Source organism: Algoriphagus sp. (assembly GCF_013373065.1).
In the GTDB taxonomy this organism is placed as follows: domain Bacteria; phylum Bacteroidota; class Bacteroidia; order Cytophagales; family Cyclobacteriaceae; genus Algoriphagus.
Window position 1 is genome coordinate 63,319 of the sequence record NZ_JABXIN010000018.1, and the last position, 22,141, is coordinate 85,459.

Annotated in this window: 22 protein-coding genes; 14 read left to right on the forward strand and 8 right to left on the reverse strand. The window is 41.4% G+C overall.

The window, feature by feature from the left end:
- Positions 1–78: 78 nt before the first annotated feature.
- The 8 genes from polA (at position 79) to HWE15_RS12810 (ending at position 7,334) form a co-directional block, all read left to right on the forward strand.
- Positions 79–2,892 (forward strand): DNA polymerase I, encoded by a 2,814-nt coding sequence (gene polA / locus HWE15_RS12775; protein ID WP_290507928.1) that lies wholly within the window; start codon positions 79–81, stop codon positions 2,890–2,892.
- A gap of 2 nt (positions 2,893–2,894) precedes the next feature.
- Positions 2,895–4,268: a DNA repair protein RadA gene (radA, locus tag HWE15_RS12780; protein WP_290507929.1), complete on the forward strand. Its 1,374-nt coding sequence runs from the start codon at positions 2,895–2,897 to the stop codon at positions 4,266–4,268.
- Between the two features lie 126 nt (positions 4,269–4,394).
- Positions 4,395–4,880 carry a hypothetical protein gene (locus tag HWE15_RS12785; RefSeq protein WP_290507930.1) on the forward strand — a complete coding sequence of 162 codons (486 nt, stop codon included), beginning with the start codon at positions 4,395–4,397 and terminating at the stop codon, positions 4,878–4,880.
- A 98-nt stretch (positions 4,881–4,978) separates the two neighbouring features.
- Positions 4,979–5,257 (forward strand): hypothetical protein, encoded by a 279-nt coding sequence (locus tag HWE15_RS12790; protein WP_290507931.1) that lies wholly within the window; start codon positions 4,979–4,981, stop codon positions 5,255–5,257.
- Positions 5,258–5,284: 27 nt separating this feature from the next.
- The gene (locus tag HWE15_RS12795) at positions 5,285–5,782 is read left to right on the forward strand and encodes a sigma-70 family RNA polymerase sigma factor (RefSeq protein WP_290507932.1); all 498 of its coding nucleotides are present in this window, start codon (positions 5,285–5,287) and stop codon (positions 5,780–5,782) included.
- A 1-nt stretch (position 5,783) separates the two neighbouring features.
- Positions 5,784–6,503 (forward strand): hypothetical protein, encoded by a 720-nt coding sequence (locus HWE15_RS12800; RefSeq protein ID WP_290507933.1) that lies wholly within the window; start codon positions 5,784–5,786, stop codon positions 6,501–6,503.
- 15 nt (positions 6,504–6,518) lie between these two features.
- Positions 6,519–6,728, forward strand: a complete 210-nt coding sequence (locus HWE15_RS12805) for a hypothetical protein (RefSeq protein WP_290507934.1) — start codon at positions 6,519–6,521, stop codon at positions 6,726–6,728.
- A gap of 60 nt (positions 6,729–6,788) precedes the next feature.
- Entirely contained in the window at positions 6,789–7,334 is a 546-nt protein-coding gene (locus tag HWE15_RS12810; RefSeq protein WP_290507935.1) for a dihydrofolate reductase family protein, read from the forward strand.
- A 27-nt stretch (positions 7,335–7,361) separates the two neighbouring features.
- Here HWE15_RS12810 and HWE15_RS12815 read toward each other — a convergent pair whose 3' ends face one another.
- The 6 genes from HWE15_RS12815 to HWE15_RS12840 form a co-directional block, all read right to left on the reverse strand.
- Positions 7,362–8,486, reverse strand: coding sequence for a glycosyltransferase (locus HWE15_RS12815; RefSeq protein ID WP_290507936.1), 1,125 nt, complete (start codon positions 8,484–8,486; stop codon positions 7,362–7,364).
- Entirely contained in the window at positions 8,462–9,622 is a 1,161-nt protein-coding gene (locus tag HWE15_RS12820) for a glycosyltransferase family 4 protein (RefSeq protein ID WP_290507937.1), read from the reverse strand. Before HWE15_RS12820 ends, HWE15_RS12815 begins: the two co-directional genes overlap by 25 nt.
- Positions 9,615–10,511: a class I SAM-dependent methyltransferase gene (locus HWE15_RS12825; protein ID WP_290507938.1), complete on the reverse strand. Its 897-nt coding sequence runs from the start codon at positions 10,509–10,511 to the stop codon at positions 9,615–9,617. Before HWE15_RS12825 ends, HWE15_RS12820 begins: the two co-directional genes overlap by 8 nt.
- Positions 10,512–10,514: 3 nt before the next feature.
- Positions 10,515–11,639 (reverse strand): glycosyltransferase family 1 protein, encoded by a 1,125-nt coding sequence (locus HWE15_RS12830; RefSeq protein WP_290507939.1) that lies wholly within the window; start codon positions 11,637–11,639, stop codon positions 10,515–10,517.
- Positions 11,640–11,715: 76 nt separating this feature from the next.
- Positions 11,716–12,219 (reverse strand): hypothetical protein, encoded by a 504-nt coding sequence (locus HWE15_RS12835; protein ID WP_290507940.1) that lies wholly within the window; start codon positions 12,217–12,219, stop codon positions 11,716–11,718.
- Positions 12,220–12,321: 102 nt separating this feature from the next.
- On the reverse strand, positions 12,322–12,885 hold the full coding sequence (locus HWE15_RS12840) for a TIGR00730 family Rossman fold protein (RefSeq protein WP_290507941.1): 564 nt from the start codon (positions 12,883–12,885) through the stop codon (positions 12,322–12,324).
- 109 nt (positions 12,886–12,994) lie between these two features.
- Between HWE15_RS12840 and HWE15_RS12845 the strand changes: the two genes are divergently transcribed.
- The 4 genes from HWE15_RS12845 (at position 12,995) to secDF (ending at position 17,678) form a co-directional block, all read left to right on the forward strand.
- On the forward strand, positions 12,995–13,576 hold the full coding sequence (locus HWE15_RS12845; RefSeq protein WP_290507942.1) for a non-canonical purine NTP diphosphatase: 582 nt from the start codon (positions 12,995–12,997) through the stop codon (positions 13,574–13,576).
- A 22-nt stretch (positions 13,577–13,598) separates the two neighbouring features.
- Positions 13,599–14,225 carry a uridine kinase gene (locus HWE15_RS12850; protein WP_290507943.1) on the forward strand — a complete coding sequence of 209 codons (627 nt, stop codon included), beginning with the start codon at positions 13,599–13,601 and terminating at the stop codon, positions 14,223–14,225.
- A 43-nt stretch (positions 14,226–14,268) separates the two neighbouring features.
- A complete protein-coding gene (locus HWE15_RS12855; RefSeq protein WP_290507944.1) occupies positions 14,269–14,616 on the forward strand; it encodes a hypothetical protein in 348 nt (115 codons plus the stop codon).
- Positions 14,617–14,714: 98 nt separating this feature from the next.
- Positions 14,715–17,678, forward strand: coding sequence for a protein translocase subunit SecDF (gene secDF, locus HWE15_RS12860; RefSeq protein WP_290507945.1), 2,964 nt, complete (start codon positions 14,715–14,717; stop codon positions 17,676–17,678).
- 152 nt (positions 17,679–17,830) lie between these two features.
- Here secDF and HWE15_RS12865 read toward each other — a convergent pair whose 3' ends face one another.
- Positions 17,831–19,219 carry a hypothetical protein gene (locus HWE15_RS12865; RefSeq protein WP_290507946.1) on the reverse strand — a complete coding sequence of 463 codons (1,389 nt, stop codon included), beginning with the start codon at positions 19,217–19,219 and terminating at the stop codon, positions 17,831–17,833.
- 82 nt (positions 19,220–19,301) lie between these two features.
- On the opposite strand from HWE15_RS12865, the gene rbfA reads away from it, so the two are divergent.
- The gene (gene rbfA, locus HWE15_RS12870; protein WP_290507947.1) at positions 19,302–19,682 is read left to right on the forward strand and encodes a 30S ribosome-binding factor RbfA; all 381 of its coding nucleotides are present in this window, start codon (positions 19,302–19,304) and stop codon (positions 19,680–19,682) included.
- Positions 19,683–19,694: 12 nt separating this feature from the next.
- On the forward strand, positions 19,695–20,921 hold the full coding sequence (locus tag HWE15_RS12875) for an FtsX-like permease family protein (protein WP_290507948.1): 1,227 nt from the start codon (positions 19,695–19,697) through the stop codon (positions 20,919–20,921).
- Here the strand turns inward: HWE15_RS12875 and HWE15_RS12880 are convergent.
- Positions 20,918–22,120 carry a tetratricopeptide repeat protein gene (locus HWE15_RS12880; RefSeq protein ID WP_290507949.1) on the reverse strand — a complete coding sequence of 401 codons (1,203 nt, stop codon included), beginning with the start codon at positions 22,118–22,120 and terminating at the stop codon, positions 20,918–20,920. The genes HWE15_RS12875 and HWE15_RS12880 overlap by 4 nt on opposite strands.
- Positions 22,121–22,141: the final 21 nt, after the last annotated feature.

Sequence of the window (22,141 nt, forward strand, 5' to 3'; positions counted from 1 at the left end):
CTGCTAATAGCTGTCTCAATTGGCCGTATGGCAGGGTATTTTTTGTAACTTCATCGACTCATTTGGATCCAAAGAACAATGACTCAAAAACAAGCTCATAAACTTTTCCTGCTCGATGCCATGGCCCTTATTTATAGGGCACATTTTGCCTTTAGCAAAAATCCACGTATCAATTCGAAGGGATTGAATACTGGGGTAATGTTGGGATTTACGAATACCCTACTGGAAGTGCTGAATAAGGAAAAGCCTTCTCATATCGCTGTAGCTTTTGATACATCGGCTCCTACTTTTCGGCACGAACAATACGAACCCTATAAAGCCAACCGACAGGAGCAACCTGAAGATATTACCGCCTCCATTCCCTGGGTAAAAGAAATCGTCAAGGCCTTTAATATCCCACTTTTGGAAATGGATGGCTTTGAAGCGGATGATATCATCGGGACAATCGCCAAAAAGGCTGAAAAAGAATCCTTTACGGTTTACATGATGACTCCGGATAAGGATTATGGTCAGTTGGTGGATGATCATATTTTTCTGTACAAACCAGCCTTCATGGGGAATGGCGTGGATGTTATGGGACCCAAGGAGGTATGTGCAAAATGGGAGATCGAACACGTGGATCAGGTTCGGGATATTTTGGGCTTGATGGGAGACACTGTGGATAATATTCCCGGAATTCCCGGGATAGGCCCCAAAACTGCTACCAAATTACTCAAGGAGTATGGCAGCATTGAAGAACTGGTCAAAAACACAGATCAGTTGAAAGGAAAGCAAAAAGAAAATGTGGAAAACTTTGCAGAGCAGGGTTTACTCTCCAAAGAATTAGCCACCATCAAGATCGATGTCCCGGTTGATTTTGTGGAGGAGGAACTTCGGTATGATGGATTTGATGAAGAAAAGTTGCGGGCAATTTTTAATGAGTTGGAGTTCCGAACCCTTGCCAAAAGAGTCTTCAAGGAGGAAGGGAAAAAAGCAGTTATCCAAAAAAATGAGCAATTGGGACTTTTTGGGGATAGTGCTAGCGGATCAGAACTGGAGTTTGAAGAGGAAAGTGTGAACCCTTCCGCACCAGTGGTTTTAGAAACCATTGATAGCCGTTTTCACCATTACCATAAAGTCAAGGGTAAGGATGAGATCAAAGAATTGGTGGAATATCTTCTGCTTCAAAAGGCAGTTTGCTTTGATACCGAGACTACCTCTCTCAATGCGATGGAGGCAGAGTTGGTTGGGTTGTCCTTTGCATATCTCAGCGGGGAGGCTTATTATATTCCTTGTCCTGATGATCAAAAAGACACACATCGAATTTTGGATTGGCTCAAGCCTTTCTTTGAAAATGAAAAAATCCTCAAGGTTGGTCAGAACATCAAATACGATTTACTAGTCCTGAGAAACTATGGAATAGAGGTTAAGGGAGCACTTTATGATACCATGCTCGCGCACTATTTGATTGAGCCGGAAGGAAAGCATTCTATGGATTTTTTGGCGGAGCAGTACTTGAATTACAAGCCGGTTTCCATTACAGAGTTGATCGGTAAGAAAGGTAAAAACCAAGGAAATATGCGGGATGTGGATGAGGATACCGTGACCGCATATGCCGCTGAAGATGCTGATATTACCTTGCGCCTGAAGGAGCAATTTGATCCTATTCTCCAAAAAAACGAGCTGGAAAAACTATTCTACGAAGTAGAAAATCCTCTTATTCCGGTATTGACCGATATGGAGTTTGAAGGAGTTCGAATTGACACCGAAAGCTTGGCAGAACTTTCCAAATCTTTGGATGAAGAAAGCAAGGAAATTGAGAAGCGGGTTTATGAACTTGCCGGGGTAAGGTTCAACTTAGCTTCTCCCAAGCAGTTGGGGGATGTGCTTTTTGAAAAATTGAAACTGGATCCCAAAGCCAAAAAGACAAAAACAGGGCAATATGCTACGGGGGAAGAGATTCTGAGCAAACTAGCCAATGAGCATGAGATTGCGCAGGCTATTTTGGATTATAGACAAATGGTCAAATTGAAGTCCACCTACGTAGATGCGCTTCCCAATATGATCAATCCAAAGACAGGCCGAATTCATACTACTTACAATCAGTTTGTCGCAGCGACGGGACGACTTTCGTCCATTAATCCCAACTTGCAAAATATTCCCATTCGGACCGATCGAGGAAAAGAAATCCGGAAAGCATTTGTTCCCCGAGACGACAATCATGTGCTTTTCGCGGCGGATTATTCGCAGATAGAACTGCGCATTATGGCCGCCTTTTCTAAGGATGAATCTATGATCGAAGCCTTCAAAAATGGTCGTGATATTCATGCAACCACTGCAGCCAAAATCTTCCAGGTTCCTCTGGATGAGGTCACTTCAGATATGCGGAGAAAGGCAAAAACGGCCAACTTTGGGATTATATATGGGATTTCTGCTTTTGGACTTTCCCAACGCTTGTCTATTTCAAGAACAGAAGCCAAAGACATCATTGATGCTTATTTTAAAGAATTTCCCGCTGTCAAAGCCTACATGGATGGAGTGATCGAAAAGGCTCGCAAAGATGAGTATGTAGAAACTATTTTGGGCCGTCGTCGATACCTTCGGGACATCAATAGTCGCAACATGACCATGCGTGGGTTTGCAGAGCGAAATGCAATCAATGCTCCTATCCAAGGTTCGGCTGCTGATTTGATCAAAGTTGCGATGATCCATGTGCATGACTGGATAAGAAAGGAAAAACTTAAGTCCAAGATGATTCTTCAGGTCCATGATGAATTGGTATTTGATGCCCATAAACATGAAGTGGACTTGCTTAGAAAGCATGTGCCCCAATTAATGTCTCAGGCGATTGAACTTGCTGTTCCAATCGAAGTGGAAGTAGGGGTTGGAAATGATTGGTTAGAAGCGCATTAAGAATGGCAAAAATTAAAACCGCTTTTTTCTGCCAAAACTGTGGGGCTCAAAGTCCCAAGTGGCAAGGAAAATGTCCAGCCTGTGGACAGTGGAATACCTATGTAGAGGAAGTAATTCAAAAGGAAGAAAGCGGAAAAGGAAATTGGAAGCCAAGTGGAAGTGGAACCAAAAAATCCAATTCTCCAAAAAAGATAACAGAGGTCAAGTATGAGGAACAACCTCGTTGGGTGACAGGAGATTCCGAATTAGACCGGGTTTTGGGTGGAGGAATTGTTCCCGGCTCTTTGGTGCTGATCGGCGGGGAACCTGGAATCGGAAAATCCACTTTGATGCTCCAGATTGCCTTGACCTTAAAGGGAAAAACCGTTCTCTATGTATCTGGAGAAGAATCAGAAGCGCAAATCAAAATGCGGGCAGATCGAATGGCCGCTCAGAACCCTGATTGTTTTGTTCTTTCCGAAACCAATACCCAACAAATTTTTCAACAGGTAGAATTACTAAAGCCGGACTTCTTGGTCATTGACTCAATTCAGACCCTCAACAGCCAATATGTGGAGTCGGCTGCCGGTTCGGTTTCCCAAGTTCGAGAGTGTACAGCAGAATTGATGAAGTTTGCAAAGGAAACCGGAACCCCTGTTTTTCTGATAGGTCATGTGACCAAAGATGGAACAATTGCTGGGCCGAAAGTACTCGAACACATGGTGGATACGGTCTTGCAATTTGAAGGAGACCGACATTTGACCTATCGGATTTTAAGAACTTCCAAAAACCGTTTTGGGTCCACTCATGAATTAGGAATCTACGAAATGCGGGTAGATGGTCTTCGAACGGTCGCTAATCCTTCAGAAATTCTACTCACCCAACGGGAGGAAGTGCTTAATGGGGTAGCAATTGGAGCTATGATGGAAGGGAACCGCCCTCTTTTAATCGAAATACAATCCTTAGTCAGTCCTGCTACCTACGGAACCCCACAGCGTAGCAGCACCGGGCATGATGCAAAGCGATTGAATATGTTGCTCGCTGTTTTGGAAAAGCGAGGAGGGATGCGCTTGGGGAATCAGGATGTGTTTTTGAATGTAGCTGGTGGAATGCGAGTTGATGATCCAGCATTGGATTTGGCAGTTTGTGCCAGTTTGATTTCCAGCTATGAAGACACGCCTGTTTCGGAAAAAATTTGCTTTGCTGGAGAGGTAGGTTTGGGTGGAGAAGTTCGGGCTGTTTCCCGAATTGAAAACCGAATCGCTGAAGCTGAAAAGTTGGGCTTTACAAAAATTCTGGTGTCCAAATACGCCGTCAAAGGACTGGATTTAAAAAAGTATCAGATTCAGGTTTTGCAGGTGAGTAAATTGGAAGAAATGTACCAGTTGATTTTTTGATTCAATTTCTAATTGATAGAAAATCAGGGTCTTATTTTTCAAAACTCGGACACATTTTTTATTTTTCTACCATAGAATTTCTTTCACCTCTAACTTTTGTGGTATGAAATATTTTCCTCGATCATTTTGCTTCTCCTTGTTTTTTCTTGTTCTCAAAAATCTGAGCATTCAGAAATCGAAACCTATCCAGCTCCCCTTCTTGATCTTCAAGCTGAATTGGATGGGATTGAGGAAACCAGGGCTGCTTTCCAATTAGCCATAAAGGATAAAAGGTATGGGGATCTTGCTCAGTATTCAACAGATGATTTCATAGGGGTTTCACCGGGAAGTGTAGAGTGGTTGGAGTATAAACGAGAGCGAGAGCAAAAATTGGGAATGTTTAGCTACGATAGTATCCGCATGCGTCCCCAAGAGACCGTGATCGTCAGCGATTCAGTTGCCTATGATTTTGGAACCAGTTCGGTTTTCTATACCAATGCCAAAGGAGAATCTGTAGAGTTATTAGATACTTTTTTGGCAATTCTCAAAAAGGATAAAAGAGTGGCGTTTGGAAAATTCATCGAGAAGTGGCCTCTTCAATTGTTGAGTAGAAGAATAAATTGTTCTTCATGAGCATATGTTAGAAATCTAAAATTTTTTCTTCCTGACTGTAGTTTTTTGGTGTCTCTTGAGACTAACGGAGTAAATGATTCACTAAACTATACCGCGCTATGAAAACTACAGACAATCATCCAGCTCTATTATTCAAAGGGGCAGGTTACCTCATCGGCTCTTTGATCACCTTTGTACTTGGAATAAGTTTGTTCATCCTGACCGAGAACTTTGTGATTGCGCTTTCTTCATCTCTTCCCATCGGCACCACCTTGGGGATTTTGATCGAACAAAGATTCCAAAGTGGGCAAGATCAATTGGATTCTCGCAAAACCAAGCTATTTACCGGACTCTTGCTTTTGGGTATCATTGTGTTTTTTGCAATCTTATTCCTGTAAGTCAGACGGCAGCCGGCCGCTTCCCACATGCAGTCAGAAAAGGACATAGAAAAGGAATTCATTGCAAGAATTGAAAAGCATCAAGGCATACTTCATAAAGTATGCTTTGTCTATGCAAAGGATGAAGCGGATCGTAAGGATTTATATCAGGAAATGGTCCTCCAACTTTGGAAGTCCTACTCGAAGTTTCGTGGGAACTCCGCCTTTTCGACTTGGATGTATAGGGTCGCATTAAATACCGCGATCACTCAAACTAAAAGGCTAAAATTGCTCACAGTTAATTCCGAAATCCCTTCTCTTGGGGATGATTTAGAGGCATCCATGGATGCGTCTGAAGATGTCAAGATCCTCTATCGGGCTATTTCTCATTTAAACAAAATAGAAAAGGCGATTATCCTACTTTGGCTGGATGAAAAATCCTATGAAAAGATCGCAGATACGATAGGAATCAGTGTGAAAAATGTAAGTGTAAAGTTGGTCCGTATCAAGGCAAAATTGGCCTCAATCATTCAAAAGCTTCAATAAAATGGAACCAATAGATTTAGAAAAGTATAAAGAAGCTTGGAAAAAGGAAGCTCCTTTTCAGAAGCAAAAGCTTTCAGAGAAAGATATTACCACTTTCGTACGATCATCTTCCAAAAATATCCGAGCCCAATTCAAGTCAGCTTTGATTTTAGATTTGGTATTAAAAGCCCTGCTTATCCTTGCAGGTTTATACCTTTTCCTTATTCAACTTAAATCGGCAAAATCTGGGATTACCATTTCCTTGATTGGGATTTTGGTGGTTGGAATTTTTATGCAGTTGCAGAATTTAAAGAAGCTTGTCCGTCTCGATTTTACAAGTTTAGGGGTAGTTGATTCGCTCAAGTTAACGGTCGAGTTTTATCAAAAGGAATATATCAAGTCCATCCCCATTGGGGCTACCACAGGTACTATGGTGTTTTTGATTGGGTCTTTATTCTATTTGCAAAGCAAGTACGGTGAAATTCCTCCCTTTGAATGGGACGATTACTTGGTCTTTGCAATAGGAATAGGCTTGAGCTTTTTCATTAGCTTTTTTTCTCAAACCTATTTCAACCAATTCAAGATCAGGCAACTGCAAGAGGCATTAAATGATGCAGGAGAGATTGCTGTGGATGAATTATATATTCAAAATTACCGATCCGGTACACGAAGCTACCTTATGATTTTTGGGATGGTTCTGCTACTGGGACTGGCGATCTTTTTATACCTATTGCTCAAATAAATCCTTGAAATACACATGGAATCAAAGCAAAAAATCTCTTGGAATCTCATTCGGACTATTCTCTTTCTAGTGATTGGATTGATGAACACGGTTTTTGTAAAGCCCGAAGATGTTGGGAGTTTCAAAAACTATTTGGGCTATGTTTTGCTGGTTTTGGGGATTATTGACACATTTTTTGTGATTCGAAAGCAAATCAAATTGAAAAAAGGTGGAAGACATCTATAATTCTTTTTTCCTTAACAAATGGAAATCCAGATTTATGGTCTTCAAAGCAAATGGAATTTTATGAGGAACACCAATAAAGTCTTTATTGCCACCAGTTTGGATGGATTTATTGCTGATAAAAAAGGGGGGATTGATTGGTTGGATGCCTTTCCAGCTATTAATCAGATTGATACAGGATATGGGGCTTTTATGGCTCAGATAGATGCCCTATTGATGGGGAGAAATACCTTTGAGACGGTCTGCAGCTTTGATATCGAATGGCCTTATGAAAAGCCTGTTTTTGTATTGAGTAATAGGTTGAAAGAGATTCCCAAAGCTCTTCAGGATAAAGTCAAATTAGTTAGTGGACCGCTTCAAGAAGTCTTGGATGCAATCCATCAACAAGGCCACCATCATTTGTATATCGATGGAGGCAAAACCATTCAAAGTTTTTTGAAAGAAGATCTGATTGATGAAATGATCATTACTACCATTCCTTTCGTGTTGGGTGGAGGAATTCCTTTGTTTTCGGAACTTCCCAATCCCATTCTTTTTGAATGTGTTTCTTCTCAAACATTCCTTGGAAAAATTGTCCAAAGCCGCTTTGTGCGGAATAGGGAAAAATGAGGCTTTGTGAGACTAGGTTCAGGTACTTTATTTTTTTCGAAGGGATTCGAAAACCTCTAAATATTGTTCTGTGACATGATCCCAATTGTATTTTTGGGTTAGCCCCGATCGCGCTGTTTTTCGTAATTCTTCCAAGGCCTTTGGATTTTCTTCTGCTTTTTCTACCAATTCCTTCACAGAATTTCCATTCTTTTCAAAGTACCATCCATGCTTTCCATTTTGAAGCATTTCTTGGTTGAAAGGGGTATTGAGTGCTAAAATAGCACAACCATAACCCAGGGCTTTCAACATGGCAGGATTGGTGCCACCATATTCATGTCCATGGAAATAGGCATAGCAATGCGAATACAAAGCCGCCAGTTCCAGCGGATCCCGGACATAGCCCGTAAACAACAATCTGGGATCTTGAATTTCTTTTAACCGATTAGCCCAAGCATCTTTAAAAGGAACATCTCCTACAACTACTAATTTTCGTTGGGAATTAGATTTCAAAAAACCTTCAATAATGAGGTCTGCATTGTTATCTGGCACAAGTCTTCCCACAATCAAATAATAGCCTTGAGGATCCAATTGCCATTTGGAGAGGGGTTCTGAAGAAACGGATTCCTTTGGGTTGGCACCATAAGCGATGACCACTGAGTCCTTTTGGAAAAGCTCCAAATAGACCCTGCGCATTTCTTCGGAATCATTGATGATTTGATCATAAAATTTGGTAGCCATCTTGGAGGCCCAATAAAAATATTTAGCCCCGAGCCCTTTCCATTTGGGACGAAGCCATTCCAATCCATCTACGTTAATGGCAGTTGGCTTTCCAAAGAGGCGAGCCAAAAGCCCGAAGGGTCCATTCCCCGAATTGACTACAAAAATCACATCCACATCCGAGAAGCATGCGTGGACCATGGAAAAAAAAGTATGGGTCAATTGAGTCAAACTTTTGGATTCAATGGCAGGAGTATAAATGCATTCAATGCCATTTACCCATCGGGGTTTCTCTGGAAAAAGAGCCCGGTGATTGTAAACCCGGACATGCACTCCTTTGGCAACGAGGCGTTCCCCCAATTCCTTAATCATCGTATCATAGCCACCGTAGACATAGGGGTAACCTTTTGCCCCCATGATGGCAACTTTTAGCTTTTTGTCAGGTGTTGCCATAGATGGTTTTTGATTTTTTCTTTGAAAGCCTCCAAACTAAATTCCTTCAACACCCGGACTTGTCCTGATTTTCCCATTTCGTTTCGTAATTCCGGGTTTTCGATCAGCTGACTTATGGCCTGTATCCCCTGTTCTACATTCCCAGGGTCGATCAAAAAGCCGGTTTTCCCTTCTTTAATCATCTCTATTGCTCCCCCACTTTTGGTAGCTACGATGGGTTTCCCTGCTGCCATAGCTTCCAAAATAACTGTTGGGAATGAGTCTGGGAGAATGGAGGGCAAAACAAAAATATTCAATGAGGTCATGATTTGGGGAATATCTTCTCGAAATCCCAAATAAGATACCTGTTGACTCAAGCCTTCCTGTTCTGTTTTTTTCAAGAGTCCATCCAGAATCGGTTCATAGCCGGGGAAAGGATCACCGACCATTACAAAATGAAGTTTGGGATGAGTGGCAGCTAAATGCTTAGCCATTTCTAAGAAAAACCCTTGTCCTTTTCCCGGATTTATTCGCCCAACCATTCCGATTAAAATTTGGTCTGCCGATAGACCTAATTCTTCCCGGAGGGTAGGCATTGCATTTAAATAAGGTTCATAGGGAATACCGTTATAAATGACGCTTAGTTTAGCTTTTTTGAATTTGGCTTGCCAGTGATTTCCTACGGATTTAGAAACTGCAATAGGATGAGGGGTAGTGGCATCCAGTATCTTTGAAAGCCACCAAATTAGTGGTTTGGGACCAAGCAGGATTTCGTGAATATGCCAAGTATGAGGAATTTGCTTTTTCTTGGCCCAATAAGCTCCAATCACCACTGCCAGCGTGTTGGAGTAGACAAATTCGAATTGGAACTTTTGATGAAGATCCGTCAGAAAATTAAAAGCCTGCAAATTTTTTTGAGCTCTATTGAAGAGTCCCCAAGGGCTGAAGTATTTCCTTCTTAAAATCCCGAGATTTTGAATAAAAACAGGGATTCTTTCCTTTTCTAAAAGAGTTTGGAGAGGACCTTGATTAGTGAGTACAACTACCGGGTTAAATCCCTGCTCCTGATATACACTTATGACCTGAAGGAAAATTTTTCCTGAACCATAAAGCTCTGATGAACTTTGGAGAAAAAGGATATTTCGCGATTCAGACATGTCTTTGGAAATAGAGTCTTGTAATTCCGGATTTCCCAAAAAAAGTTGAAACAAACTCAATTACCCACGCAAAAGGCAAGACTAAGGCCAATGTGATCAACAAACCGAATGATTTTTCTCGCTTGAGTCTTAGAATAAGATTGTCCCGAAAACCCAGTCTGGAAAGCAAGGCTTGAAGCATGCCCAATACTCCCAAATGGATGGAAAAACTTCTTGAACCTACAGCTAAAAACCCCAGTTTTGCCAGTTCTTTTTTCAATCCCTCTTCGGTCCAATGTGTGAGATGCTTAGGAATATCCCAATGCATCCAATTTTTGCCAGCTATGCGAGCCTGCCAAGAATCTAATCGAGGCACCTCAATATAAAGGATTCCATTTTCAACCAAATTTTCTCGAAGCAACTCCCTTAGTAATTCTAAGGGTTTTGGCAGGTGCTCAAGTACATGGTTCAGGGTCATCAAATCATACTTTCCCTTTTCAATTGGTCCAGTTTCATAAAATTGATTCAGGACTTTTACCCCGTACTTTTCCCGGGCAAAATCCGCACGGGCCTTTTCAGTTTCTATCCCAACTCCATCCCATTCTAAATTTTTGGCAACCGCAAGAAATTGGCCTTTTCCTGAGCCGAAATCCAATAATCGCATGGCGGCAGGATTCATTTTTTTGGCGCCGATAAGAATTTTTCTAGCTTCTCGAAAAATGATTTTTTCAAAAATAGAATTGCGGTTGTCAACCACAGCATAAACTTCATCTCGGTAGAGAGATTCCGAATCCACGTCTTCTGGAATCCAAGTCCAAGATATTCCACAATTGGGGCAGGCAATAATGGAAAATGGGTTTGGAGTTAGCTTTGGAGAAGAATGACAGACCGGACAGGAGACTTGCCGCATGGTTTACTTACCGGGATTCAGAATGACCTGATGAAAAGCTTCAATAAATTTTTTGGGTGAAAAATCCTCAGCCCTTCTTTTTCCTTTTTGAATTAGCTGAGCGCGGAGGTCTTTTTCTTTGCTCAAAAGTATCATTTTTTTAGTCAAGTCTTCCAAATTTCCCGTTTGGAAAGGAATTCCGGCTCCATTGGCAACTTCCAATAGGGCTTCCTGATCAGAGTGGATGACGGGAACACCAAATCCCATAGATTCTAGAATCGGGATTCCAAAACCTTCATTTTCTGAAGGGAAAACATAGGCAAAAGCTTGGGAATACAAGGCTTTTACCGCTCCGTCGCTGATGTAACCTGGAAGAACCACCTTATTTTCCAATTGAAGTTCGCTTATTAATTTTTGGACGACGGGAAGGTCATCCATTTGTTTGCTTTGACCGGGTCCACCAGCCAAAACCAGTTTATAACTGCTTTTGGTTTGGGTTAAAAATTCCGCAAAAGCACGGACAAGAAGGGGGAGATTTTTTCGTCGGTCAAAGGTTCCGATATGTAAAAAATACCCTTCCTTTTCCAAATGATGAGTTTTCAAAATGGCCGGTTCAATGGCAGCAATTAATGTTTTGGGAGCCTGATAGATCACGGTAATTGGCCAGCTATCCCCCACATGCTGCAATAGGGCTTTTTTCGAATATGCGGTAGTAGTGATGATTTCCGTATTTTCTTTCAAGCCTTTTTGGATCAGGTTTAGGAAATATTTCCGCCACCATCGTGGGTAGTTTTGGGGCATTTGCCAAAAAAACGCATCATGAAACACAGTAAGTCTCCGACATTTCAAGGATGCTGCTGGGGAAACAAAATCCGGACAGATCAATACATCCGGCTGATGCTTTTTTATTAAATCAGGAAGCTGAAATTCCTTCCATCGAAAATAATCAAGATGGTAATTTAAACGCTGAATCTTGGATTGGGGGTATTTGTAGGTAGCGTCGTCTGCTTGTTTTTCAGGTTCATGGCTAAAAACCCACTGAATATCCGGATGGTTATATCGTCGGGCGGCTTTTGCCAGTTCCATCATATAGGTTTTGATGCCAGTTGTGGCGACGTTGAGGTATTGGAGGTCAAGCAGAACTTTCATGCCTTCTCAATTTCATCATTTTTTTTAAAGGGAGAAAGTGTTAAAAATCCTTCCAGCAGTTTGAAAGTGGATCCGATTAGCTCGCTTTTAGCTTTAATTCCCCATGTCTTTTGATCACACGGATTCCAAAGTGTTGGTTAATAAAGGCCTTGCAGTTGTTTTCAGCCCATTCTGCACGGGATTCGGTATCATATAGAATAGTCATTCGAAGCATAGTTTTTACATAAGCTTCATGCTGTCCCAATTCTCGCACATAGTTTAGAAAAGATCGCTCCCAATCTTCTTTAAACTTGTCAAAATGAGATTTCCCGTCGAAAAGTAATTCAAGCTGATTGTCGCCATTCAAATATCTATATACACCACAAAGCTGTCGATAAATAAGACGAATACGGTCGGTAGGAAATTCAAAATTGTCCAAAATTGCCGCGTAGGTCGAATCCATCAATTGCAGCGGGTTGTACAGGTAGGTGTAAGAGCGTTTTAGTTCATATACCATCTGTTCCAAAAGCTCTTCCTCCATGGCAAATTGTGCCTGTCGAAGGATGTAGTTTTTATCGAGCGGAAAAAGCTTTTGGATCATAACAAAAAGAATTGGTGCAAAAATAGAAAAAATCCCCTGATCTGTAAAATCTCTCAGGAGATCGGATCAGTTTTGCCAAATTTTATTTTAGGGTTTTTAGATTTACCAATCTGCGGGCCGTTTCGCTTGATAGGCTGCCATTTGATCCAACAAGTCAACTGGATCATCAGAAATGATTACCAGCTCTTCCTGCTCTGGATACAAAAACCCTTCCGCTTTGGCTTCATTTAGGAAGTCAATAAGTTTATCAAAGTAGCCATTCACGTTATAGAGCGCCAAAGGTTTTTGGATGTAATGGAGCTGGTTTAGCGTCATAATTTCAAAAAGTTCCTCCAAGGTCCCAATTCCACCTGGCATGGCAATAAATCCATCCCCTCGCTCGGCCATTAGCCACTTTCTGTCCCGCATCGTTTCCACGATGATCAATTCTGTGCATCCGGAATGGGCCACTTCCCTATCTACTAATTTCTGTGGGATAACACCGAGAACCTCTTTTCCTGCTGACAGCATTTCATCGGCAATTACACCCATAAGCCCCACTCTTCCGGCCCCATAGACTAAAGATAGATCCCGCTGAATCATTTCTTGAGCTAAGGCTCGAACCGCTGATTCGTAGACAGAAGAGTTTCCTTTTCTGGAACCACAATAAATCGTAATTTTTTTCATACTGTTTATAAAAAACCTTGGTTGAAGATAGCCGATAGAAAGGGATTGGCAAGGGAGTCTCCGAAAAAGCCTTCAGGAATTTTCGGGTGGAATTCCCTAATTTTGACACATGAAAATTTGCTTTGCCACCAATAATCCCAAAAAAATAGAGGAAGTAAAAGCCGCTTTGGGTGGAAGAATAGAAATTCTTTCCCTCCGTGATATTGGTTGTTTGGAGGAGCTCCCTGAGACGGGAGATACCCTGGACCATAATGCTTTTCAAAAAGCTCAATACGTGAGGGATCATTATGGGGTGGATTGTTTCGCAGATGATACCGGCTTGGAGGTGGAAGCATTGAACGGTGCCCCTGGGGTATATTCCGGAAGGTATGCAGGAGAACCCCGCTCTGACGAGCGGAATGTGGATCTTCTTTTGAAAAACCTAGAAGGTATATCAAATCGAAAAGCACAATTTCGAACGGTAATCGCTTTGTTATTAGAGGGAGAAGCTTATGCTTTTGAAGGAGTAGCAAAAGGGGAGATCATTGATCAACGAAGGGGAACAAAAGGGTTTGGGTATGATCCTATTTTTGTAGCCGAGGGAAAAAAAGAAACTTTTGCGGAGCTCAGCATGGAAGAAAAGAACAAAATTTCCCATCGAGGAAAAGCGGTAGCCCAATTAGTAGACTTTTTAAAGCAGAAAAATTCCTAAACTTGTAAGCAAATTCAAACCCATGGGAAGGCCTTTCATCGTTGGGATTACCGGCGGCTCAGCATCTGGAAAAACACTATTCTTGGAAAGACTTTTAGGAAGTTTTGAGCCGGGTGAAGTTTGCCTGATCTCCCAGGATAATTATTACAAGCCGCGGCATCTACAACCTATTGATGCACAGGGAATTCATAATTTCGACACTCCTCAAAGTATCGATTTTGAAGCCTATGCGAATGATATTCGAAAAATTCAAAAGGGAGAAACTGTTTACCGGGAAGAATATACGTTTAATAATGCGGCGAAAAAGCCCAAAATGCTTGCCTTTCAGCCTGCTCCTGTGATCGTTGTGGAGGGCATATTCGTGTTGTACTATCCTGAATTGTCTGACTTATTGGATTTGAAAGTTTTCATTGATGCCAAAGATCATATCAAACTCAAGCGCCGGATCATCCGTGATAAAGTAGAGCGAGGATATGACTTGGATGATGTGTTGTATCGCTATGAGATGCATGTCATGCCTACCTATGAAAAGTACATCAAGCCCTTTAAAAACGATGCGGATTTAATTATCCCGAACAATCACAATTTTGATAGAGGGCTAGAAGTCATCCGAGCCTACCTTCGTGCGAAATCCTCCCAAACGACTTGACAGTTTGGTTCTTGGAAAAAAATTATTTCTATATTTGCGCTCCATGAGACCAAAAAGCAACAAAAATAACCTATGGCAGCGAAGACTTACCCTAGTCTTGGCAATGTTGCTTTGCTTTTTTGTGGCCTCTGTTGAATACGTTGCAGATCAAGAACCCCAAAAAATCGAGCAACAGCAAGCTTCGGAATCAGGTAATCATACAGTGATTAGCTTGGCAGTTGATGCTGTTGTTCCTTTTGCATTGCAACTCACACAGACGGCACTCTATTTCATTTATGATTTAATAAGTTTTGAGCCACGTACCTATGTGGTTTCGTCTGTATCCATTCCCCAGTCCAATCAGCTGGTTCAGATTCTTTTTGAGCGGATCATTTCTACGCAAGGGCCCTAGTCCTTTTCCAATTTTTCGAATCTATTTCTATGCAGGCCAAATTTAGGTCCTGTGTTACTTCTTATTTCTAAAAATCAAATTTCAAATTCAATAATACAATGCAAAACAAAGGAGTCGTTGTGTTTTTGACAGTAATCATTACAGCGCTATGTCTGTATTATCTGTCATTCACATTTGTTTCAAATGGCATTCAGCAGCAAGCTACTGAATATGCCACCGATGCCACTGGCAACATAGACTTTGTCAAAAGAAGAGGCTATCTCGATTCAATCTGGAGAGAGCCTGTTTACAATTTCTTGGGTGCGGACTTCACCTATCAAGAAATTAAAGAAACTGAACTAGGTCTAGGTCTAGACCTTCAAGGAGGTATGCACGTTACCCTGGAAGTTTCTCCAGTAGAAATCGTAAAAGGCTTGGCTGGTAATCCAAAAGATGAAGGTTTCAATCAGTCTGTAGAAGACGCTAGAATTGCATCCAAAACTTCTACCGATAAGTTTGTAAACCTGTTTTATACTGCTTGGCAGCAAAATAATCCTGGGAAAAACCTGAGTAGCATTTTTGCCACTGCAGCAAATAGAGGAAGAATTTCTTTAGAATCCTCTGATGCAGAGATCTTGGACATTATCGATACCGAGGTAGAAAATGCAATCGAGCGTTCTTTCAACATCCTAAGAACTCGTATCGACCGATTTGGAACTTCGCAGCCAAATATTCAGCGAATTCAGGGTACAGGCCGAATTCAGGTGGAATTGCCTGGAGTGGATAACCAAGAGCGTGTACGGAAATTGTTGCAAGGTGTGGCTAAGCTTCAATTTTGGGAAGTAGCAGAAGTAAATGAAATCGGTGGAGCAATCGATGCTATCAATGCAGCTTGGGTTGCAGATAACCAAGGAGCAAATGACACTGCGCAGGATTCCGTTTCTATGGAAAATATGTCCGAAGAAGATTCTTTGCGTATGGCCTTGGAAAAGCAATTGGAGCAAATCGATCCATTGAATCAATCCAATGATATTTCTCCACTTTACAGCTTGATCCAAGCAAATTATGGATTGGCATATCAAGTTCGGGATACTGTCGTTATCAACCGAATCTTGAATAACCCTGACTACAAATCCCTTCTTCCAAGAGATATTAAATTATTGTGGGGAGTTAAGCCAGTTACTCCAGAAGGAACAGACCTTGAAATTCTTGAATTATATGCTATCAAGACCCCTAGAGGTTCTGATCAGGCTCCTTTGGAAGGTGATGTAGTTACCGATGCAAGACAGGTATTGGATCAAACATCCAGACCTGCCGTTTCCATGCAAATGAATGCCGAAGGTGCTCGAAAGTGGAGAAGTATCACGGCTGCCAATGTAGGCCGTCGTATTGCCGTAGTGTTGGATGATTATGTTTACACAGCACCAGTTGTAAATGGTGAAATTCCAACAGGACAATCTGAAATTTCTGGAACATTCACTTTGCAGGAAGCACAAGATTTAGCAAACATTCTAAAATCAGGTTCTCTTCCAGCACCTACACAAATCGTAGAAGAAAGTATCATTGGTCCTACTTTGGGTAAGGAAGCTCAAAGTCAGGGTATTATTTCCATGGTTGCCGGTTTGGTATTGGTAGTGCTTTTCATGGTGGCTTACTATGCTAAGGGTGGATTGGTTGCAATCGCAGCCTTGGTGTTCAACATCTTCTTTATCCTTGGAATTTTGGCTCAGTTGGGTACTGCTTTGACCTTGCCAGGTATCGCCGGTATCGTATTGACCATTGGTATGTCAATTGATGCGAACGTTCTAATCTTTGAACGAATCAAAGAAGAACTTCGAAATGGTGTTGGTTTGATTTCATCCATCAGTGCAGGATATAACAAAGCATTCTCTGCAATTTTGGACTCCAACGTAACAACCTTCTTGACTGGTGCAATTTTGTATGCTTTGGGTCAGGGTCCAGTTAAAGGGTTTGCCATCGTATTGATGATTGGTATTGCCTCCTCTTTCTTCTCAGCGGTATTCATCACCCGAGTGATTGTTTCCTGGATGAGTAAGAAAGGCGATCAGAGCTCCATTAGCTTTGCCTCTCCTTTTGCCAAAAATGCGCTTTCTAAAATCAGTTTTGATTTCTTGAGCAAGCGTAAGGTGGCCTACCTGATCTCTTCTGGAATTATAATTCTTGGATTGGGAATCGCGGCTGTCAATGGACTTAAGTTTGGTGTAGATTTTACAGGAGGTCGATCTTACATCGTTGCTTTTGAAGAGGCAGTAGTCCCTTCTGAGTTGAAAGTTGGATTGGATGGAGAATTTGATGGTTCGGTAGAAGTGAAAACCTATGGTGCCAACAATGTGCTCAAAGTAACCACATCCTATTTGATCAATGAAGATGACGATGCTTCTAACTTAGAAGTTGAACAGAAGGTTAAAGAAGGAATTGCAACGGTTACAGGGTTTACTTTCACGGATGATGCTGAAAATTTGCAAGCAGGTCAGTTTGCAATTACAGGATCTTCGAAAGTTGGTGCAACGGTGGCAGATGATATCAAGACTTCCTCCTTGGAAGCGATGGTAGTAGCCCTAATCGCTATCTTCTTGTATATCTTGGTGCGTTTCAGAAAGTGGCAGTTCTCCTTGGCATCTATCATTGCCTTGATTCACGATACTTTGTTTGTGATTGCAGCCTTTGCCATTGCATCTGCTTTTGGAGCGACCTTCGAAATTGATCAGGTATTTATCGCTGCGGTATTGACCGTTATCGGTTACTCCATTAACGATACCGTGATCGTGTTCGACCGAATTCGAGAAAATATTGAACTTCGAGGAACAGGCAAATTGGTCAGCATCTTCAATGAGGCCATTAACCTGACATTGGGACGTACTTTGATTACTTCCTTTACGACTTTGATTGTGGTGATTGTACTTCTTGTATTCGGTGGAGAGGTGTTGAGAGGATTCTCATTTGCCTTGTTCATCGGTATTTTGGTAGGTACTTATTCATCCATTTATATCGCTACTCCTATCGTAGTAGATTTGATGAAGCGAGAGATGGACAAAGAGAAAGAGGCGAAAAAAGTATCCTAATTTCCTAATTTATAAATTCTAAAAAACCGCTTTTATTTTATTTAAGAGCGGTTTTTTTGTTTTTTAACCCTGTAGAAATCAATAAAATTAGATTCAACAACAAAGAGGATTTTTTCATGAGGAATGGAGTTGTTTTTCTATTTGAGGAAAATTTATTTCCATTCAAAAATTCCAGGACTACCAAGCTGATAATTACGTTGTAGCTCAGGATATTCTTCTAATAAGCGCTTAAAGTCTCCATTTGGATCGAGGACAAGCTGGGGTTGTTGAGAATGAATCAACTCAAAAAGACGGACTCGTTGCCGTAAATTTTTCTCCTGGTCCAAATAGACTTTGCTTAGATGATAGTTTAAAAATGGTCCTCCTAATCGATGATTGAGGTAAGGACCCATTTCCTCTCCAAGAACCTGGATGGATTTTCCAGGGTCTAAGGATTTGGAATAAGGCTGAACCCTATAATTTTTTTGAAAAGCCTCATTATTTGCAAAATAGCCCCAACTACCTAATGGGACGATAACGATAAGGGTGAAAAAGGCCAATTGAAGAATGATCTTTTTTTGTATCACTAAGAAGAATCGGGTAATAAGGTAGCTCAGTGCTGGAAAAATAATTACCACTTGAAACATGGCTTGTTTTCTTGAAAAGTATAGCGAAACAGCTGCGAACAGAAGCCAAAATATCATGATTTGCCGCTGCTTTTGTTGGTTGATAGTCGCGGAAGAGGCTATTGACCCAATGAAATACCCTAAAAATGACAATAGGAACGGGAAAGCCAAAAGGATGCCTACCCAGTTCAGCGGCTGGTAATTATAAGGTTTGGACTGAAAGATCAGCGGCCAAATCCCCAAAAAATCTTCCAATCCATCCATCCAGAAATAATAAACTGAAATCAGTAAAAGTGGAAGGAAATAGCCTGCCAGGGAAAGCATTAACTGTCGAAATGAAAAGCCACTGATGGCAATTCCTACAACAATTACAAAAGGAAGAAAAAATATGTAGACCGAATGAAAACCAGTTGCTAATCCTCCATAAATCCCAATCAACAAAGTAGATTCGCTACTTTCTGTTTGAAGTACGGTTTGTGAAAAAAGCTGGGACAAGGCCAAAACTAAAAAGGTACTTCCCATCAACGCAGGGTTGAGGCTAAGCATGTCAAAACTGAGATGAAAAAGAGAAAGTAGGATAATGGCTGGTAAATAGGTGTTTTCACTGAACACCCGGTATCGGATCATCGTACGGTTCCAATGAATCACTTGAAAAATAATCAAGAGACGGCCCAGGAGCTCATAGACCAGCAAGTTTCTTCCAAATAACCAATCGATCCACATAAAGACACCTGCGGAAAGGGGAGCGGTGTCATCTAAAACTTCTTGGTAAAGCAAAGCCCCTTCCGAAAGTCGTTCCCCTAAAAGCATCCAGGTCAGTTGGGCATTCGTAGGGACATCACTCGAAAAGAACAAATAAAGGACTGACCAAAGGAGTAGGAAAAAGACTACACCAATGATTCGAAAAGGATCGTTTACTTTGAAAAATTGAAACAAGGTAGGTGGATCTGTTTAGGCTTAGGCCCGAAATTAAAGCTTGCCCAAGTATTTCGCTAAATTTGTACCATAAATACTTCAAATGGAAAGTAAAAGACAACAAAAACATGCAAAACTCCTTCAAAAGGAGATTGGGGAAATTTTCCAAAAAGAAGCCAAGCATCTTGTTGGGAAGGCGATGGTAACCGTTACTCGGGTTTTTGTCAGCCCTGACTTGAGTGTGGCAAAGATTTACCTCAGTTTTTTGCTTGCAGATACACAGGCAACCTATGAGTTGATTCAGGAGCATAAAAAGGAAATTCGCCATCATTTGGCAAAAAGAATCGGAAAATCTGTTCGGATTATTCCTGAATTGGCATTTTTCCCAGACGATTCGGCTGCCTATGCGCAGCATATGGATCAGGTAATTTCAAACTTGGATATTCCTCCTGCTTCGGAAGAGGATGAAGAAGAAGATATTTAACTCCTTGATTTCTTGAATCTCAGCTATTTCATAGCGGCCCGTTATTTCCGCAGTAAGAAAAAACGAAATTTTATTACTGTTCTATCGACAATCTCCATGATTGGTGTGGCGGTCGGAACGATGGCTTTGGTTATTGTGATGTCTGTTTTCAATGGGTTGGAGGATTTGATTCGTGGACTTTTTGCAAGTTTTGATGCCGAACTCAAGGTCGAGACGGTGATGGGGAAAAGTTTTGAAACATCCCCGGAATGGCTTGATGAAATACGGAAGGTGGAGGGAGTAGCGATTTTGACGGAAGTTATCGAGGATCACGCCTTGTTTGATTATAACGGAAATCAATTAGTCGCTACGATCAAAGGGGTGTCCGATAATTTTTTACAGCAGGAACGCTTTTCAAAGGGCTATTTTTGGGGTGATACTACCCTTGGGACGGATTTAAGACCAGGAGCTATTTTGGGTCGGGGGGTTGGTTTTTTTCTTTCTGTTAATTTGAAGGATATCAATGTTCCCCTAAAGGTATATTATCCAAGAGCCCCAAAAAGTGCCGCTACCCTCAATCCAAATCAATTATATAGCTCAGCTTCTTTAGAGCCAGTGGCATTCTTTTCAGTAGAACGACAATTTGACGATGAGTATGTCATCGCCCCGCTACATTTCACCAGGGATCTTTTAGATTATGGAAGAAAACGAACCTCCTTGGAAATTAAAGTCGCCGAAGGGTTTGGTATTCAGGAGGTCCAGCGAAATCTTCAACAGCATTTGGGACCGGAATTTTCTGTCAAAAATACCGATGAGCAACATGCTGATTTGTTGCGGACTGTCAAGTTAGAGAAGCTGTTCGTTTTTCTGACCCTTACCTTCATCCTTGCCATCGCCTCCTTCAATATTTTCTTTTCCCTCAGCATGTTGGCCATTGAGAAGAAAAAGGATATTGCAATACTAAAGGCCATGGGAGCCAAGGATCAGTTGATTCGGGCAATTTTCCTAAAGCAAGGAGCTCTCATTGCAGTCAGTGGCGCTTTGGTGGGTTTGATTTTGGGCTTTTTGATTGTGTGGATTCAAGAAAGCTACGGTCTGGTATCTCTGGGGATTGCTTCAGCTGTCGTTGAGTCTTACCCGGTCCGAATGGTATGGACCGATTTTTTATGGATTAGTGTAGCCGTCATTTTCATTACGCTCTTGGCTTCTTGGAGACCTGCTTGGATTGCTTCTAGGGTCGATACAACTCGAGAGCTTTAATCCTTACAAGTTTTTTCAAAGACGATTCTAGCTTCCTCCATTCCCCAATCTGAAGCCAATTTTAGATTTTGGCAAGCTTCCGATTGGCGGTTCATTCTTAGCAGGGTAATTCCACGATGGTAGTAGGCGGTAGGAAGTGAGGGGTCAGCCGCCACCAATTGAATAAAATCAGCCATGGCACCCTCCAGGTTTTCTTGTTGGTAGCGAATTTGTCCCCTTGACAACAGCAGCTCCGGGTTTCGTTCATCCATAAAAAGTCCTTCCGAAAAGTAATTCTCCGCGGCTTCCAGGTTTCCTTGTTTTTTGGCGACTGTTCCTAAATAGTACCAAGTTTCAGGATCTTGGGAGTCCAATTCAAGCGATATTTTTAAGTCTTCTCCTGCTTGAGTTAAATTTCCCTGATTTAGAAAATAAAAACCTCTTTTTTTCCAGACTAATGGGTCATTTGGTTTGTTTTTGACAGCCAAATCATAAGGTTCCTGAAGTTGATCGAGATCTTTTCCCTGAACTTGGGCTAATCGTTCTTTGGCTAGAAAATGTTCAGGATTTAATGCCAATGCCTGGATAAATGCCTTTTCAGCATCCTCATTTTTATGAAGGTTCCAAAGTGCGAGGCCTTTTTCAGCAAAATAATCAGCTTCAGGTTTGAGTTGAATTGCCTGATTGAAAAAGTCGATTGCCTTTTCATAATTTTTCATCCCCAAATAGGAAAGCCCTAAATGGTAAAAAATAGGGGCTTTGTTTTCCGTTTGTTCTGTGAAGACCCCCGAAACACCTCCCTCGGTAGCATTTTTTTTATAAATAATTTGAGATGTTTCTCCTTTAGGAAGGCGTAGGTAGGCTTTAAAATCTTCTGCTGCTTCTCCAAATCGTTCCATTTTTAATAACAACCTTCCTCTACTAAAATAGGCAGAGGCCAGTTCGGGATCGTGCAGGATGGCTTGATTATAATTCTCAAGAGCGAAGGGCTCATTCAATCCTGAAAAATTTTCATAGACCTGTCCTTGGTACCAATAGGCCAAAGCATCGGTGGGATGGTCTTTTATCCACTGATCTAAAAGGAAAAAAGCACTTTCGAAATCCTTTTTCTCTATAGCCGAAATTGCTTGTTCCAATCCATTTCCCTCAGATATTTCTTGAGCAAAAATTGGGGCTAGGAAAAAACTAAAGAGCCAAAGAAGTAGACAAATGGTACGCATTTTTCAAATCCGATAATTGAA